Source organism: Streptomyces natalensis ATCC 27448, assembly GCF_000935125.1.
Lineage (GTDB): Bacteria > Actinomycetota > Actinomycetes > Streptomycetales > Streptomycetaceae > Streptomyces > Streptomyces natalensis.
The window spans coordinates 133,219-148,706 of the sequence record NZ_JRKI01000029.1 but is presented as its reverse complement, the minus strand read 5'-3'; the positions used below and the strand labels follow the sequence as shown (position 1 = coordinate 148,706).

Annotated in this window: 15 protein-coding genes and 4 pseudogenes; 12 read left to right on the top strand and 7 right to left on the bottom strand. The window is 66.5% G+C overall.

From position 1 onward, the window contains the following. Positions 1-55: 55 nt before the first annotated feature. Positions 56-1,342 carry a glycoside hydrolase family 15 protein gene (locus SNA_RS20555; RefSeq protein WP_030063492.1) on the bottom strand — a complete coding sequence of 429 codons (1,287 nt, stop codon included), beginning with the start codon at positions 1,340-1,342 and terminating at the stop codon, positions 56-58. Between the two features lie 1,268 nt (positions 1,343-2,610). Between SNA_RS20555 and SNA_RS20550 the strand changes: the two are divergent. The 6 genes and pseudogenes from SNA_RS20550 to SNA_RS44155 all read left to right on the top strand — a co-directional run. Beyond that, positions 2,611-2,940, top strand: a pseudogene (locus SNA_RS20550) (class I SAM-dependent methyltransferase); the annotation flags it as partial. A 386-nt stretch (positions 2,941-3,326) separates the two neighbouring features. Beyond that, positions 3,327-3,833: a SigE family RNA polymerase sigma factor gene (locus SNA_RS20545; protein WP_044366588.1), complete on the top strand. Its 507-nt coding sequence runs from the start codon at positions 3,327-3,329 to the stop codon at positions 3,831-3,833. Between the two features lie 11 nt (positions 3,834-3,844). Then, the gene (locus SNA_RS38425; protein WP_051877087.1) at positions 3,845-4,240 is read left to right on the top strand and encodes a hypothetical protein; all 396 of its coding nucleotides are present in this window, start codon (positions 3,845-3,847) and stop codon (positions 4,238-4,240) included. Positions 4,241-4,748: 508 nt separating this feature from the next. Beyond that, a complete protein-coding gene (locus SNA_RS42590) occupies positions 4,749-5,057 on the top strand; it encodes a hypothetical protein (RefSeq protein WP_157880016.1) in 309 nt (102 codons plus the stop codon). Positions 5,058-5,161: 104 nt separating this feature from the next. Continuing rightward, positions 5,162-6,472, top strand: a complete 1,311-nt coding sequence (gene secY / locus SNA_RS20535) for a preprotein translocase subunit SecY (RefSeq protein ID WP_044366135.1) — start codon at positions 5,162-5,164, stop codon at positions 6,470-6,472. A gap of 203 nt (positions 6,473-6,675) precedes the next feature. Further along, positions 6,676-6,863: pseudogene (locus SNA_RS44155) on the top strand (IS1380 family transposase); the annotation flags it as partial. 67 nt (positions 6,864-6,930) lie between these two features. Here SNA_RS44155 and SNA_RS20530 read toward each other — a convergent pair. From SNA_RS20530 to SNA_RS20515, 4 genes are all read right to left on the bottom strand, one after another. Then, on the bottom strand, positions 6,931-8,094 hold the full coding sequence (locus tag SNA_RS20530; RefSeq protein ID WP_044366584.1) for an NAD(P)/FAD-dependent oxidoreductase: 1,164 nt from the start codon (positions 8,092-8,094) through the stop codon (positions 6,931-6,933). A gap of 155 nt (positions 8,095-8,249) precedes the next feature. Continuing rightward, the gene (locus SNA_RS20525; protein ID WP_030063484.1) at positions 8,250-8,993 is read right to left on the bottom strand and encodes an SAM-dependent methyltransferase; all 744 of its coding nucleotides are present in this window, start codon (positions 8,991-8,993) and stop codon (positions 8,250-8,252) included. 805 nt (positions 8,994-9,798) lie between these two features. Continuing rightward, on the bottom strand, positions 9,799-10,485 hold the full coding sequence (locus tag SNA_RS20520; RefSeq protein ID WP_030063482.1) for an ankyrin repeat domain-containing protein: 687 nt from the start codon (positions 10,483-10,485) through the stop codon (positions 9,799-9,801). 278 nt (positions 10,486-10,763) lie between these two features. Further along, the gene (locus SNA_RS20515) at positions 10,764-11,189 is read right to left on the bottom strand and encodes a VOC family protein (RefSeq protein ID WP_030063480.1); all 426 of its coding nucleotides are present in this window, start codon (positions 11,187-11,189) and stop codon (positions 10,764-10,766) included. A gap of 63 nt (positions 11,190-11,252) precedes the next feature. Between SNA_RS20515 and SNA_RS42585 the strand changes: the two genes are divergently transcribed. The 4 genes from SNA_RS42585 (at position 11,253) to SNA_RS20500 (ending at position 12,363) form a co-directional block, all read left to right on the top strand. After that, positions 11,253-11,516, top strand: coding sequence for a hypothetical protein (locus SNA_RS42585; protein WP_157880015.1), 264 nt, complete (start codon positions 11,253-11,255; stop codon positions 11,514-11,516). A 94-nt stretch (positions 11,517-11,610) separates the two neighbouring features. Beyond that, positions 11,611-11,820 (top strand): hypothetical protein, encoded by a 210-nt coding sequence (locus SNA_RS20510; RefSeq protein WP_030063478.1) that lies wholly within the window; start codon positions 11,611-11,613, stop codon positions 11,818-11,820. A 79-nt stretch (positions 11,821-11,899) separates the two neighbouring features. Further along, positions 11,900-12,109: a hypothetical protein gene (locus tag SNA_RS43330; RefSeq protein WP_044366130.1), complete on the top strand. Its 210-nt coding sequence runs from the start codon at positions 11,900-11,902 to the stop codon at positions 12,107-12,109. Further along, positions 12,082-12,363 (top strand): hypothetical protein, encoded by a 282-nt coding sequence (locus SNA_RS20500; protein ID WP_157880014.1) that lies wholly within the window; start codon positions 12,082-12,084, stop codon positions 12,361-12,363. Before SNA_RS43330 ends, SNA_RS20500 begins: the two co-directional genes overlap by 28 nt. Positions 12,364-12,406: 43 nt before the next feature. Here SNA_RS20500 and SNA_RS44150 read toward each other — a convergent pair. Both SNA_RS44150 and SNA_RS20495 read right to left on the bottom strand, forming a co-directional pair. Then, positions 12,407-12,560 (bottom strand): annotated as a pseudogene (locus SNA_RS44150) (IS701 family transposase); the annotation flags it as partial. Continuing rightward, positions 12,557-13,771 (bottom strand): metal-dependent hydrolase family protein, encoded by a 1,215-nt coding sequence (locus SNA_RS20495; protein ID WP_104532024.1) that lies wholly within the window; start codon positions 13,769-13,771, stop codon positions 12,557-12,559. The pseudogene SNA_RS44150 and the gene SNA_RS20495, both read right to left, overlap by 4 nt. Before the next feature lie 950 nt (positions 13,772-14,721). Between SNA_RS20495 and SNA_RS20490 the strand changes: the two genes are divergently transcribed. Both SNA_RS20490 and SNA_RS44140 read left to right on the top strand, forming a co-directional pair. Beyond that, positions 14,722-15,267 (top strand): hypothetical protein, encoded by a 546-nt coding sequence (locus SNA_RS20490; protein ID WP_030063475.1) that lies wholly within the window; start codon positions 14,722-14,724, stop codon positions 15,265-15,267. A gap of 44 nt (positions 15,268-15,311) precedes the next feature. Beyond that, positions 15,312-15,437, top strand: a pseudogene (locus tag SNA_RS44140) (IS5/IS1182 family transposase); the annotation flags it as partial. Positions 15,438-15,488: the final 51 nt, after the last annotated feature.

Sequence of the window (15,488 nt, the reverse complement as noted above, 5' to 3'; positions counted from 1 at the left end):
CCGGGCGCGGCCGGGGCCGGTGTGATGGTGGCGATTCGAGTCGGTCGGCCATGGGTCACACGGCCTCGGCCCGGGCCCGCATGGCGGACAGGTAGGCGGCATAGCTCCACGTCAGGTTGTGCACACTGCGCTCGAAGCCGGTGGCGCCGTCGAACTGCTCGGAGAGCTCCAAGTTGTCACTGTGGTAGACGACGGCCTGCACCATGGCGTCACCGGTCGCCACCAGAGCGGCGGCGGCTGCCGCCGGGGCCGTCGACGCGTCGATGCCGGACTGGGCGAAGAAGGGTGCGGACAGGTCGTCCATGGGCACCTTGCCGCTCGACTTGATCGTGGCAGCCAGCTTGTAGTGCAGCTCAGCGACGTTGCACGTGGAGAGGGCCCAGGGGTGGCCGCCGAGTTCCGGGTGCGCGGTGTCACCGTTGTAGACGTCGCCCGGGTAGCGGCCGAACAGCGGCCCGATACCGAACGCTTCCTTGTCGGCCTTGTTGATCGGGTAGAAGGCGATGCCGCCCTCCTCCCACTGCGAGCGCAGTTGGGCCGCTGTGGCCAGCAGCTTGGTGTCGGTGACGGGAACCGCGCCGTAGACGGCCGACTGGACGATGTCGATGTTCGGGTCGTAACCGCTGACGACCGGATTCTGGGGCGATGGCTGAGCCCCGTCACCGGGGTCGGCCAGCATGCTCACGTACGTGCTCCCGTCCCAGTGGCCCTCAAGGGCCTTGCGCAGCCACTTGATGGCGGGCCGCAGTCCGGTCGGCTTGTCGATGCCGACGATGGTCGAGGCCTGGATCTCCTCGAAGCAGCGCAGCTGGGCGGAGCGGGCGAAGAAGCTGTACCCGCTGTGTTCCTCCCACAGGTTCGTGGTGGGGCCCTGGTAGACGCCGAGGAGGTAAGCCACGTTCGAGTTCACCAGGTCGACTGCACGCTTCTGGGTGCCGACGTCGAGCTGGTCGTAGGCGGCCAGGATGGTGATCGTCTGCAAGGCCGGACCGTCGTTCTGCTCGGTCCACGGGCGGGCGTCGCCGGCGATGTTGAAGCAGGCGTGCCCCTTGGTCAACGGCGGCTGGGCGTTGGAGTGGCAGAGGTCGGCGAACTGCACGTAATCGTTGAGCGTCTGCACCGTCCCGCCCGGGCGGGTGGGCATGTCGGCCTTGACCACCTCCATGGCCGTGATGGCCCCGTCGCGCACCCAGTTGAAGACGTAGTCCTCGTCGATGCCGGGGGTGTCGGCCGGGAAGGACGGGGCGGCGATGATGCACCCCGGCTTCGAGTTCCGGGAAATGTCGCCCGGCGACTGCGGATCGCTGAAGACGAAGCCGTCACTGGCGATGTTCCGGAACATGAAGGTGTACATGATCGGCACGAGCGACGGCAGATCTACCGCTCCCGGAGCAAAGGAGATCTGGATGTTCGCCCGCGCTCGGGAAGTGTCGGCCGGCCGGTTCGTGCGTGCGGGCGTGTTGGTGGATTCTGGCATTGCTGAATTCCCCCGATGTCTTTCGAGCGGAACTATCGGATTCGGTTGGCGCCCTGATCGCGTGGATCGAAAGGCTTGGAACCGAGAGTGTCCATGAGTTGCCCCCACGGGGTGCGTGGGATTCCGGGGCGAGCAAACCGGATGGACGGCGGAAGAGGGTGCAGGTTGTTCATAGGGATTTCGATGATGTCAGGCTGCGAGTTGGTACAGCTGCTGGTGGCACCTGACGCGAAGACCACTGCCGCGTCACCAGCGATGCGCGGGAACCATCGAGATCGCCGAGTGGGCCGTGGGCGCGTTCCGGTCTACTCGGTCGACCTGGGCGCGACCCGCCCATCGCCCGCACCCTGGCGACCGCACGGCGGGCAGGCATCTCGTGAGCCACGTGCGTGGCATGGTCAGGAGGGTGCGCGGGCAGTCACGGGACTCCCTTTGACCGGGCGAGTTGCAGTGACCTGAATGCTCATCAGAACCCATGCCCGTACACGACTTCCCAGGCGACGCGCAGCCCCGCGGGACTCCGGCGGTGTCACACGCCTGCCGGGCAGGGCAGGCGAACCGATCATCTCGGACTCATGTTTTCGCCCTCGGGACGCGGCGGCGAGGAGAGTGACGCACGACAACGCCGTCAGGCTTGCGATGACACTCTGAATCAGGTGCCCGAGTCGACACCATTCCCATATTCTCGTTAATAGGGAATGCATCCCTTCGTCCCCCCGTTTTCCCGGAAAGCGCGCGATGCAGAGTCTTTCCGCTAGCAGGCCCCATGGCAGCTTTTCACTGAACGCCATAGAGCAATTTTGAAGCAGCCTGAGACTTGACCGTTCCACGCGATGGGTATGCCACTTGGCGTGCCCTTAACTTTGCGTACCGCAGGCTACAGTTGGCCGAGTAGTGCCGCAAGAGAAAAATCCAATGTTGCGGATGAGGCTGGGATAATCGGGTGCAGCTTACTGTTGCATAACTGTGCGTCGGATCCTGATGGTGCGCGTGAGCATCTCCTCAGGGTTTCGGCGGAGTTTCGTGATGTGCAGATCGTGATCATGTGAGGCCGAGCAGGGTGAACGGTCGGCGGGCGTCCCGGGCGTTGTGCCTCAGTGCGGCTGCGAGTTCGTCTTGCCGGCCGGGCGGAGGGCATGTTCTCCCTGGCCGCGCCGGACCGCATCCGCGACGTCCTCACCGCGGCTGGATTCACCGGCATCACCGTCAACCAAGCGCAGGCGCAGGCGCAGGCGTACGGGGCATGGGGGCACGGAGCCGAGGATGCGGCGGAGTTCCTGCTGGGAACGGGACCCGGTCGCCACCTGATAGAGCAGGCCGACCCGACTGCACGGGTCCTCGCCCGCCGCACCCTGACGGACCATCTGCACGACCACGAGGCGACGGACGGCACGGTCCGGCTGCGCAGCACATCGTGGCTGGTCACGGCGGACCGCCCGGCCGACGCATCGGACAGGCCCTAGTTGAGTGTGCCGCCGATACGAACAAGACCCCTGCGGACACGCACGTCGTCCAGCGGTAATCGGCCGGGTTCCTGGTCCGTCGCTGACGGACCAGGCTTCATCGCTCAGATCGGCTTCGTACTCGAATCGCCGTAACTCCAGTCATTCAAGGTCAGTGGCGCCTCTGATTGCCAGGCTCTCGAAGCTGGGTCGTCTGCCGGTGGGGTCGGGACAGGCAGCGGGACATGGTGATGAACGCCCACGGCATGTGCGCTTCGGTGTGGGAGCTTACGCACGGGGCTGAGGTGGGCATGTGAGGCAGCTCACGCTCGGGAACTGCATAGCGGGACGTGGGTCAGTGCCTTTGTAGGGGTGTAGGCGAGTGATCGAGGCGAGGGATGGCGTTGATGGGGCAGTTGCGGGCCGATGCGTTCGACCGGTTCGTCGCGGCTCGTTGGTCGGCACTGCTTCACCTGGCGCATCTGCTCACGGGTGGAGATCGGCATCGGGCCGAGGATCTGCTGCAGGAGGCGCTGGTCAAGCTGTGGTTTGCGTGGCCGAGGGTGGCCGAGCAGGCGCCGGAGGCGTATGTGCGCCGGGTGCTGGCACGTGCGGCGGCTCGCTCGGCGCGACGTCGCTGGTGGGGCGAGCGTCCGGTGGAACGGTTGCCGGAGCTTCCCGACGCCGGCGATGTGGCCGATGCCGTGGAGGACCGGACTCGGTTGGAGGCCGCCTTGGCATTGTTGCCGGTGCGTCAGCGCGCCGCGGTGGTGCTGCGCTATTACCAGGACCTGTCCGAGGTGCAGGTTGCCGAGGCGCTGGGGTGTCCGGTGGGCACCGTCCGATCCCTTACGTCACGGGGCGTGACGCGGTTGCGGCAGCTCCTGGGTGACGCCATCGAGCCGGTGAAGTGAAAGGAGACATCATGGAAGACTTCGAACACGAACTCGCGCGGATGATGCGCGATACCCAGGCAAACACCCCCTTTGAGGACCAGCACCGGCAGCGGCTGCAAGCCGGGGTCCGTGCCCGTCGACGTGCTCGGACGGTCTGGATGGCCACCGGCTCGGCGCTGACGATCGCCGGGCTCGGAGTCGGGCTGGAAGTCCTGCCGAGCGCTTTCGCTCAGGGCGGGCCCACCGTTCCTCATCACCAACCCACCTCCACGACCGTGCCGGTCCCCATCCCGACCCACACCTGTACGGCCGTGCCGGTCCCCATTCCGGCCCACAGCTCAACGACCGTGCAGGTCCCGATCCCCACCCGCACCTGCACGATCGCGCCAGCCCCGATCCCGACCCACGCCTCAACGACCAAGTAGCACCGGCCAAGGTTCGGGCTATGGCGCAGGAGTGGACGGTAATGGCAGGAATACCGAGACCAAGGACCGGGGACCTTGGAGCGGGATCGACCCGCCGACGGAAACAGCCTGACGTCGAACTGACAGCGCGCGCCCGGGATGGAGGAGAGAGAACGGGAGTGCCGTAAGCATGCTTCGAAACTCGCCGCTTACCTGCAGACCTGCGAGCCACCGGTGATACCCGCGCTACCCGCTGTGTCGGTTGCCCACGCCGCGACCAGGCCACTGCCCACGCCGCGACCAAGCCACCGGGCCGCAGCGGGTCAGGCCACTACCCGAACCAACTTCCCGTCGACATCTACATGCTGGGCTCCTACGGCAGCAACTGTCTGACGGCATGACGGCATGACGGCACGACGGAATACGATCACCAGAATCTCCACATCACAACAACGGCGCTGCCACGGTGCCTGTTGGCCCCACAGCAACCGCGCAGAGCTGTTTAATTCACAGGCCACCAGTCACTGAGATGGTCGCCGCCGGCGAAGGCGCCACCCAAGAGATCACCATGCGGTTCCGCCGTCAAAGACGTGCCCAGCGCCACGATCTCCATGACTTCACGTCAGTCTTGGCTGCACTCAGAAACCTGCTCTTGGCCAGCGACGACAGCTGCCTGCAACTGGAATATCGAGACGCATCCAGATTGACGGAATCAACTGGTGATCGGTTCGCGGAGACAGCCGTGCTCGACCTCGACCTCGGCCTAACTCTTACCCATGCGCCCTGTGGTACCGGTTACTTCAGGCGCCGAATGACCGTATCCAGCGAGCTGCCGTAATGAGTGTTCCGGCCATCGGAATGGAAGCAACTCGGCGGGCAAGGACAGTCGGCAATCGGCGCAAATGCCCTTTCAGCTTGCGAGAATAAGGACGATTTCGAAAAATGTCTAACGCTGTCCTCAGAATTTTTAAAGCGCCCGGCCTTCGTAAGAAGATACTCTTCACACTGGGAATCTTGCTCATCTATCGGTTGGGGCAGAACGTCCCGGTCCCCGGGGTGGATTATCGAAGCGTTACGCAGTGCATCAAGGAGGGGGTCGGCAACGGCGGCCTCTTCGGCCTGATCAACACGTTCAGCGGTGGTGCGCTACTGCAGCTCACCATCTTCGCCCTGGGGATCACGCCGTACATCACGGCGAGCATCATCCTTCAACTGCTGACGGTGGTCATTCCGCGCCTGGAGGCGCTGAAGAAGGAGGGCCAGGCGGGCACTGCGAAGATCACCCAGTACACCCGGTACCTGACGCTGGGCCTGGCGGTGCTCCAGGGCGCCGCCTTGGTGGCCAAAGTCCAAAGCGGTGGGCTCTTTTCCACCTGCCAGGTTCGCACCCAGATCATCCCGGACACTTCGATCTTCCGGACCTCCGTCATGGTCATCACCATGACCGCCGGCACCGCCGTAGTGATGTGGCTCGGAGAGCTCATCACCGACCGCGGCATCGGCAACGGCATGTCAATCCTGATGTTCACCTCGCTCGCCGCCGGCTTCCCGGCCAACCTGTGGGGGATCAAGAAGTCGGGAAAAATCCTGGACGGCTGGGGCGAGTTCGCCATCGTGATCACGGTCGGCCTCTGCATGGTGTGCCTCGTGGTCTTCGTCGAGCAGGCGCAGCGCCGGATCCCGGTCCAGTACGCAAAACGAATGATCGGCCGCCGTTCCTACGGCGGCACTTCGACCTACATCCCGCTGAAGGTGAACCAGGCGGGTGTAGTTCCCGTCATCTTCGCCTCGTCACTGCTCTCCATCCCCAGTCTGATTGATCTCGGCGGTAACTCATCGTCAGGATGGTCCCGGTGGATCGCCACCAATCTCGCCAGAGGTGACCAACCGATCCATCTGATACTTTACTTCCTGCTGATCGTTTTCTTCGCGTTCTTCTACGTCGCCATCTCTTTCACCCCCAAAGAAATTGCCGACAACATGAAGAAGCACGGCGGGTTCATCCCCGGTATCCGAGCCGGCCGACCAACGGCTGACTACCTGGGCTACGTGCTCAACCGGATCACCTGGCCGGGAGCCCTCTACCTGGGGCTGATCGCCCTTGTGCCCACAGCGGCACTGGTGCTGTTCAACGGCAGCAATTTCCCGTTCGGCGGCACGAGCATCCTCATCATCGTGAGCGTCGGATTGGAGACCGTGAAGCAGATCGAGAGTCAGCTCCAGCAGCGCAATTACGAGGGATTTCTGCGCTGACGCACATTGTCCTGGCTACGACGGCCGCCGTGGCCAGGTCGAGCAATCGTGGAATTCTGACCCAACCTCGCTCTTTCGCAGGTGAGCTGTCCGAGCCTTGATCAGAAATACGGAAGGTGCTCCTTCCCTGTAACAGTAGGGCTTACTGAGGTCACTGAGGTCCCGTTGGCTGCGGGGAATGGAGCATTTGGAGCACTTCTCAGGTGAAGAAGCGTCTAGGGCCCTACCCGCGTGTGCGCGTCGAGGACGATGTTCGTGGGGTGTCTCCCAGGCCGGGGCGATATTGCTGGTGCAGACGATCTGTCAGATCGATCTGGATACGGCAATATCGGCCGCGCTCGCCCCGTGGCGCAAGCCGCGGGGCGACCACGATCCGGGCAAGACCCAGCTGGGGGAGCAGGTCTGGCGAGAGTTCGGCCTGGGTGCCCCCGCCGCCGTCGACGAACTCCAACACCAGATCACCCGCCTGGAACAGCGGGCAACGTGGACGTACGGCCGTACGTCGGCCAGGGGGAGGCGGTCACCGTCTCCTTGTACCGTACGGCCATGCGGCCGGTCAGGCAGATCCGGCGCGGGCTGTCGTCGGGGCGGGTGAACTGCACGACTGCGTCGCCCCGTCCCAGGCTCACCGGCGTGTGGTAGTAGCCGAAGCGGAACGGCTTGGGCTGCTTGCCCTTGAGCACCCGATCGATCGACAGGGCGGCATGCACCCCGCTGGGCATGCCGCCCTGGCAGGTGCCGTGCATGACGCCGTAGCCCTGGCGGATCGCGGCCGCGTCGCCGATCGCGTACACCTCGGGGTGGGACACCGACCGCAGCGCGGCGTCGGTGAGGATGCGTCCGTGCGCGTCGACGGCCAGCCCCGCGGCGGCCGCCAGCGGCGAGATGCGCGTGCCGCTCGTCCACAGGACCGCGTCGGCAGTGACGCTCTCCCCGCCCGCCAGCTCCACCGCGCCGGGCAGCACCTTCACCACCTCGACGCCGGCGCGCACCTGAACGCCCAGCCGGTCGAGCGCGGCGCGCACATACGCCTTGGCCTTCGGGTTCATGGCCGCACCGGGCTCGGTCCGGCCCAGCAGTACGACGTTCAATTCCGGGTGCCGCTCGGCGATCTCCGCGGCGGACTCGATGCCGGTCAACCCGTTGCCCGCGACCAGCACCGTGCCGCCGCCGAGCCGCGCCAGCCGATCGGCCAGCAACTCGGCGTCCTGGGCGCTGCTCAGGGCGTACGCGTGGTCCTCGACCCCCGGCACCGCCGCGGTGTCGGCCACACTGCCCAGCCCGTACACCAGCGTGTCGTAGTCCAGGACCCGCTCGTCGTCGATCCGCGCGGTCCTCGCGTCCGCGTCCACCGTCGTCACCCAGCCGCGCACGAACCGTGCGCCCGTGCCCTCCAGCAGCTCCGGGATGCTCAGCTCGGCGAGCCGCTGCCCGGTCGCCGTCATGTGCAGCCGCATGCGCTCGGCGAACCGCTCCTGTGCGTTCACCACGGTCACCTCCACGCCCTCGCGCTGCTTCACCCGGGCCGCGATCTGGACGGCCGCGGCCATCCCCGCGTAACCCGCCCCCAGAATCACCACGCGGTGCGCGGTCGCCGTGCCGGTTTCCTGCCGTGTGCTCATCGCTGCGTCCTCCTCGTCTCGCTTGCTGACGCCCACCAGATGGGAGCGGACGGTCTGCACGTGACATGGGACGGATGTGATGTGCGGCACAGCCCGTCTCGCGGCCAAGCCGGGCACCTGGCATCAGCTCGACATCCAGGGGCACGCGGGCCGGTTCAGGCGGAGTCAGGTGTCGGGCGCAGGACCAGGGAGACGAAACCCCAGGTGTCCCGGTAGGCGCGCAGCCATTCGGCGCGCCGGACCGTGGCCGTTTCGAGCGCCTGTGCGCTGTCCGGATGGTCGGGGTGGTCCAGGGCCCATGCGGCCAGGGAACCCCAGCAGGCCCATTCGTAGTCGTCGAGCTCCTGACGCGTGCTGACGTGCCCGCCGACGGGAGTCCAGCCGTCGGCGACGACACGGTCCACGGTGGTCGCCAAGTCGGTGAAGTTCCCGAGCATTTCGACGGCCTCCTGTGACGGCGGGTGCTCCCAGAACCCGTCGCCGATGAGGACCCGCCCGCCGGGCGCCAGGTGTCTGCGGGCCGCGGCAAGGGTGGGGAGCAGGCCGCCGAAGGCATGCGCGGCCCCGAAGCTGAGGACTACGTCGAACGGCTCCTCGGACACGAACTCCTCGGCATTCCGGTGATGCAGGACGAGGCGGTCCTGGACGCCGAGGTCGTGTGCCGCGGCGGCCGCCTGGGCCAGGGAGTCCTCGGAGATGTCCACGCCCTCGGCGCGCACGCCCGGCCGCATGGCCAGAGCGCGCAGGAGCCATTCCCCTGTGCCGCAGCCGAGGTCGAGCACCCGGTCCTCGCCCCTCGTAAGGCCGCGTTCCAGCAGGCGGCGGACCGACTCGTCGTCGAGCGGAGACTTGATCGGGTGCTCGGTATGAGCGATGCGGGAGATGTGTTCGCGATTCACCGGGGCAGCGTGCCAACGGCAGCGCATGCGCGCACCTCATTTACGGCGAACTCCCGCTCCACGCGAGGCAATCGGCGCCGTTTGAACGGATCCGTGCCGGCCATGCGCGAGCTTGACCGCCTGAGACCCTTCCGGGAGCCCTTGGCCCTGGGGGTCCTGAGGCCCTGGGGGCCCTTGGGGAGCCACCCCGCTCCCAAGGTGTTCTCGGACTGCGCCACACCGATAGAGCGCACGTGTCGCCCGCCGGGAACGCCCACGGAGTCCGAAGCCTTTGCGAGCCACAAAGGGCAACACCGACCGGGTGGCCACCCGCCGCTGCCAACCTGTGACGCCCACTCACAGGCCATGGCGTGCCACATGCCTGGCCGGCCGTCCGTCATACGTGAGCGATGCGTGCACGGACGGTGGAGCATGAGCCATCAGGAGCAGCAGGACCGACTATCCGGCTCGGTGGCGCTGACCTGCGAGGACAGCGCCACCCAGCCCGATCCAGCACCCTCGATCAGGAATTCGGTCCCACGCCACCGCGTTCACCTCGGGCACCTTCATCAGCGAGGCGGAGGAAGGAAAGCGCCGGCCCATCCCCGTATCCGCCGGCACCTACCAGGACCGCCCGGCGGCGGACCTCTTGACGCCGTACGCCGTCAATCGGTCGATCCTGACTTCGCCGTGCTCATCGACACCAAACAGGTCCACCAACTCACCCGCCGGGCACGCCTATGCCGGCGGATCGATGGCGACCGCATCATCGGCTGGACCCGTGGCCGCCGGGCATGGTGGCCCGACGTCCGGGTCCGCCCGGAGGTCAGGACGCGGGGCGCTGCGGGGCGGGTGGGGGAGACGGCGGTACGGGGGAGCGTTGGACCCTGGACCAGCCTTCAGGGGTCACCCGGTAGTAATCCCCGTCGTCGGCGTCCATCCGCGAGTGGCCGTGCACATCGAGGTAGTCCTCCTCGAGGTGGTAGGTGAAGCCGCCCATCATGCCGACCACCCCGAAGAAGATCTCCACGGCCGGTCCCTCCGTGAGGGGAGCCAGCGGCGGCAGCAGGTGTTCGATTTCCTCGAAGCAGCGGCCGGTCCTTTCCCGCAGCAGCGCATGGAAGTGGTGCTCCAGCATCTCCGCAGGGGAGGGGAGTCGCCGCACCACGACCGGCTCCAGGAGTTCCAGCAGATGTGCGTGCCCCTGCTCCCGCGCGATGTCCACGGCGCGCCGCCCGTCCCGGGTGCGCTGTGTGCGCCAGGCACCGTGCGCGAGCAGCCGGGAGACGACAGCGAAGTCCGCGCCGTGCCAGGCCGCCTGATGCAGCGGGGCGAAGCCGCTGTGGTTCCCGGGCCGGGGGAGGTTGACCCACCCCGGATGTTTCCCCAACTCCTCGAACAGGCTGTTCCAGCCGGCGTCCCGGGCCGTGTCCGAGAACCGGTCCCGCGCCTGTAGATACCAGTCGTTGAAGCGCTCGCGGTCGGTGAGGCCGTCCCACTCCATTCTGATCATGCGGGCTACGCTAAGGGGTGTCCCGCCAAGGCCATCTGCCACCCTGGCGGGCTTATGCTCCTCGGCTCCTCGGCTCCTCGGCTCCTCGGCTCCTCGGCTCCTCGGCTCCTCGGCTCCTCGGCTCCTCGGCTCCTCAGCTCCTCAGCTCCGAGTGCGAGATTGTGCAGGCGGCCGATGCCTCGCACGACATGTTCATGCGGGCAGTACCTCGCCACAGGGGAACTCATCGGGCGACCGGTGTCGCGTTGCGCTCCGTCGCGTCCTGCTGGCCCTGACGCTCAGGAAGGCTTTTCGCCATGCAGCGGGGGAGCGTAGGAGATGCCGACGATCAAGCCGTCCTCCGTGAGAAGCCTGCTCACTGTTTGCCCCCACGGCTCTGTGCGGGCCGGGTGCAACAGCTCGAAGCCCGCGCGCTGGAGCTCGTCGCCTGCCGCTGCGACAGCTTCCGCGTCCGCCACCTCGAACTCGATGGAGGCCTGCGGAACCACTCGGTCGGCGGGCCACTTCGGTGTGCCGAAGCACGCCTCTGCCGCCTGCGAGAGTGGCCACACACCGAAGTGCTTGCTGCCCGGAATGCTCCCGCTGGAGTAGTAGCCATCCTCTTCACCCTCCAACGGGAGGCCGAGGGCATCAATGAACAGCCTGCGGCTCCGAGGGGGATCAGCGGTAACAATCGCCACACTCGTGACAAAAAGCACGTTCATGTGGCACAGCATACGGACCGCAGCAGATGAGATATCCCTCCAGGTGGCGACCGCCTGGACGGCGTGGTGAAGGCCGGCTCCTTTCGGTCGGCAGTCACGGAGGATCTTCCAGGTCTTGATGCGGGCGAAGGCGTGCTCGACGCGAGCACTGACGTGGCGGTGTGCGGCGTGGTGTTGCTGCTTTCATGCCACAAGCTCCTCGCCTGGGGCACGCCGGTGCGGGAGGAGCAGCCCGGTCCCCCGCATGCCCGCGAGGATTCAGCACCGCAGCCTCCGCCACGTCGCTACACGCACCATGCCCACCAGCGATATTTCATCGCGATTTGATCGGCCGTGGTTAGCGTCAGCACCGTCCGTGGGTTCCCGTTGCAGTGCGCCACGCATTGCGACCCACCACTACAGAGGAAGGACGCTCAACACCATGAGCAGCACGCCCCGCATTGAGACCCGTGAGATAGCCGACGACGACCTCGACGGCGTCGCGGGTGGTCTCTCCGTCAGCGGCTCCGTGAACGGCCTGACCGCCACGTTCGCCCCGGGCCCCAATGGCATCCCGATCCTGACCGGCGGCTCCGTGAAGTCCGTCAGCCTCACGGTCTCCGACATCCCCCTGGGCCCGATCCACAGCTGAGATACAGCTGTAGCACGGTGCTCATCCACCGGGCCCCGGAACCACCCCCGGCCGTCATGGGGGTAATGCAGGGTCCTGTGTGACGTCGGCCTTCAAGACCTGGTTGTGGTCGTGGAGGCCGACATCCCCGTATGCGGCGGTTCCTCGGCGGCGGTTCCTCGGCGGCGGCGACGAGATCAGCACCGTCCGCCATCTCAACGGCCCCGAGGCACGCAACAACCTGCTGCTACGCGACCTCCCCGCCACGCCGGCCGTGGACTCATGGACCGCCCACTCGCCCACTCCCTGATGCGCGCCGTCCGCACCACCGCACTCACCGCCCGCCGCCGACTGGACGCGCTGGTATGCGGGGGCGTGGTACGCCTGGCGACCGAGGTCGACCTGACACTCCTGGGCGTACGCGCCGAGGCCTTGATCTGGCTGGCCGTCAGGCCCGACGCGCTGGACACCACGACCCAGGCCCTCAGCCACGCCCCCGGGTCCGCTTCACCGCTGCCACCACGGGTACGAGCGCTGCTAGCGACGTTGCGTGATTGCCGTTGACCAGCCAGAGGGTCACGAGCAGGTACTTCGTCGGCTGGCTGCAGGCATATCGACGGTAGTGGCTGGCCCTGGGTGCGGGCCTGGTGGCGGCGTCGCCAGGCCCGCACCAATCGAGCTGGTGGGGCCACGTCATTCACGGGCTGGGCGACGAGCGTCGTGAACAGGCGCTGGATCTCGTTGCAGGCGAGTGGGATCAGCCCTTGAATGTCCTTCCAGCCCGGATCACGGTGCGGATGTCGAGCAGAGTCTCCAGACGGTGCAGGGGGTTGTCGGCCACTGCGATGAGGTCGGCGTCGTAGCCGACGGCGATCCTTCCTTTGCGATCGTCCAGTCCGCATGCCTGTGCGGCAAGGGAGGTGGCCGAAGCCAAGGCTTCGGTGTGGGTGAGGCCGAGAGAGCCGAAGTGGATGATCCCGTACGGGAGCACGCCGTGGGGCTTACGGGGGCCGGCGCCGGCATCGGAGCAGCAGACCAGCCGTGCTCCTTCGCGGTGCATCCGTGCGAAGTTGGCGCTGCGCTGCTCCACTCGCTCGGCCATGTGTGGTGCGACCATCGAGCCTGTCGGCAGCCATGCTTCGGTGGCGCCGATGAAGATGCCTGCCTCCACTACGGCCTCAACGGTCTTCCAGTCGGGCTCGACGCCGTCCTCGGTGAAGAAGGAGGCGTGCTCGAGGCCGTCGACGCCGGCTGCGACGGCATCAGCCATCCCCTGCCGGCCGTGCGCATGCGCGGTGACCGGCTTGCCATGCGCATGGGCGACCCCGGTCATCGCGGCCAGTTCGTCGCGTGTGTACTGCGACTGATGCGGCCCCCATCCAGGAGTGGTCACACCACCGGTCGCCATGACCTTGACTACGTCGACGCCGCGAGCGACGCGCTCCCTGACCGCGGCCTCCACAGCCGCGATGCCGTCGGCTTCGCCTCCCAAGAACCAGCAGTGTCCGCCAGTTCGCGTGATGGGAGGCCCGGCGGCAACAACCTCCGGGCCCATCTCCATGCCTGCCATGTAGCGCTCACGGAGCGACAGCGCGAGAAAGCGACGATCGCCGAGGTCCCGTACGGTCGTGACGCCCGCCCGCAGTTGCTGCCCGGCGTGGAAGCGCATGCGCATCAGGGTGGTGTGGTCATCTTCGTCCGCCATCGCCTGCTTCGACTTGTCGTCGGGGTCGAAGGCGAGGTGTACGTGGGAGTCGATGAGCCCGGGCAACAGCGTGGCGTCGCCGAGATCGAGAACGGGCAGATCCGCAGAGGGGGCCGCTCCTGTCAGATCGATACCGGCAATGCGCGAACCCTCGATGAGCACAAGCGGGCGCCCCGCTCGCAATGTGTACCCGTCGAACAGCCGCGCTGCGCGAACCGCCCAGATTCGCTGGCCCTGTATGTGTTGTTGTTCTCCGCTGGTAACCACCCGGCTGTGACTCCTCATCACTCAGTAACGACGGTGGGGTGCAATAGTGATTGATCAGCACAAGCTGTGAAGGCGGGCAACAACACGGAAGCGCTCCAGAACGACCGGGGTGGCGTCGTGCACAGTGAAACGAGGGTCGCCAAGTGCCCGTCGCACGGCAATCGCTCCCCATCGTGCTCGTACTCGGTTAGCAGTCCGGTAGTCGCGGTCTTGGATCCGTCGAGGATCGCAGCAACGAGCCGGTCGCGTAACGGCCCCGGGAAGGCGAATTCAGCCTTGGGCAGCAACTCGGCGTCCCGTGTTCTGAGCAGGGTTGACGGTCATACGACGACCCTGACGCGTCGCACGCCGTGACGGACTTGAGTGATCAGCCGTGACGTGTGAAGGACCGTACGGATTGGGTGAGTTCGAGTGGACGGCGCGGCCAGACGGAAGCGGGATGAAGTCGATCGCTTTGCAGTAGTGGATGTATCGCACGTTGTGACGGTAGCGCCCGCAGTGTCCCGCCGGGAACTCAGTTCAGCGGACCTGGCCGGGACGCGGGTTAAGCACAACGGCCCCTATACGTGGTCCACTTCGGGCAGCCAAGGCAACGCATACGCCCGCCTTGCCCCTTTCAGCGGAGCCCCTCCCTTTTCGGGCCGTATCCTCATGTGAGGATGCGGCCGTCACCTCCTTACGTGAGAAGGTGTCATGTACCCGCTCCAGGCTCGAACCGGGAACACTACAGGTCTTAAGCCGTGCGCCTCCTGCCAATTGGGCCAAGGGCTGTCCCGCAATGATCAAAAGGCCCCCGCTCGCGGACAGACGAGCTGTGAGAGGAGACCGTGCGCCGCACCGAGCCGGCATGATGTGCGTTCGCTGAGTCCGGAAAACCGTTGGATCCGCTGACGGGGGCGCGTCATAGGGTTCGGGGCGCGGAGACGCGGTCGGCGAAAAGGGAACGGTGGATGGCGGGACTGTATGAGATCTGGCAGCGGGCAGAGGTGTCGCGCAGGCTCGACGTGTTGTCGGGCTTCATCGCGATGTGCGTGGCGGGGGACAACGACGCGCAACGCCGTTTCAACCAGCTGGTCGTCGGCGCGGACGCGGCCCTCTCCGCCTCGCCCCCGGATTTGGTGGTCGCCTCGGAGTACCTGGACGAACTCGTCTGGTGGGCTGAAACGGAGTGGGCCGATCACCCCTATCGTCCGGTGGAAGCCCGGCCTGACGAGGCCGACCGTCAGACGCGTGACTACGCCAAGGACCTCCGGCACGCCGCACTCTCGGTCCGCGTCCGGGACGAGATGGGCCGCATCGAACTCAGTCTCGAGGTGCGGTTCCTGGCCTTATGCCGCCAACCGGGGTTGGGCTGTCGGATCCGCCAGGACGTCTTCTACGTCGCCGGGCGCGCCGCTATGGCCCTCGACCTCGGGCACTTGGAAGCGGCAGAGCGGGAGATCCGGCGCATGGAACAGGTGGGTTCCGTGGAGCCACGGCAGAGCAGCTGTGGCTGATTCGCGGCTTTCAGAGGTCCATAGGTGTGGAACGATCTCTGCACGTGGTTGGTGTGATCACGGCGTCGGAACCGCATCGGATAGCCCCGTTCAGCGGGCTGCAACCGCGCGACTTCCGCAGGCTGATCGCTATGTTGCGCCGAGAAGGTGCTGAGCTGACTCGCCGGGGTCCCCAGTGCTGTGACCCCATAGGTTCGCCGGGTTGGACGATCAAGGCCAGG

Coding starts and splice junctions, on each gene's coding strand:
- SNA_RS20520 (WP_030063482.1), bottom strand. CDS start 10,485: ATGATCAGAATGGAGTGGGACGGCCTCACCGACCGCGAGCGCTTCAAC.
- SNA_RS20530 (WP_044366584.1), bottom strand. CDS start 8,094: ATGAGCACACGGCAGGAAACCGGCACGGCGACCGCGCACCGCGTGGTG.
- SNA_RS20515 (WP_030063480.1), bottom strand. CDS start 11,189: ATGAACGTGCTTTTTGTCACGAGTGTGGCGATTGTTACCGCTGATCCC.
- SNA_RS20545 (WP_044366588.1), top strand. CDS start 3,327: ATGGGGCAGTTGCGGGCCGATGCGTTCGACCGGTTCGTCGCGGCTCGT.
- SNA_RS20500 (WP_157880014.1), top strand. CDS start 12,082: ATGGACCGCCCACTCGCCCACTCCCTGATGCGCGCCGTCCGCACCACC.
- SNA_RS42590 (WP_157880016.1), top strand. CDS start 4,749: ATGGTCGCCGCCGGCGAAGGCGCCACCCAAGAGATCACCATGCGGTTC.
- SNA_RS38425 (WP_051877087.1), top strand. CDS start 3,845: ATGGAAGACTTCGAACACGAACTCGCGCGGATGATGCGCGATACCCAG.
- SNA_RS20490 (WP_030063475.1), top strand. CDS start 14,722: ATGGCGGGACTGTATGAGATCTGGCAGCGGGCAGAGGTGTCGCGCAGG.
- secY (WP_044366135.1), top strand. CDS start 5,162: ATGTCTAACGCTGTCCTCAGAATTTTTAAAGCGCCCGGCCTTCGTAAG.
- SNA_RS20555 (WP_030063492.1), bottom strand. CDS start 1,342: ATGTTCCGGAACATCGCCAGTGACGGCTTCGTCTTCAGCGATCCGCAG.
- SNA_RS20510 (WP_030063478.1), top strand. CDS start 11,611: ATGAGCAGCACGCCCCGCATTGAGACCCGTGAGATAGCCGACGACGAC.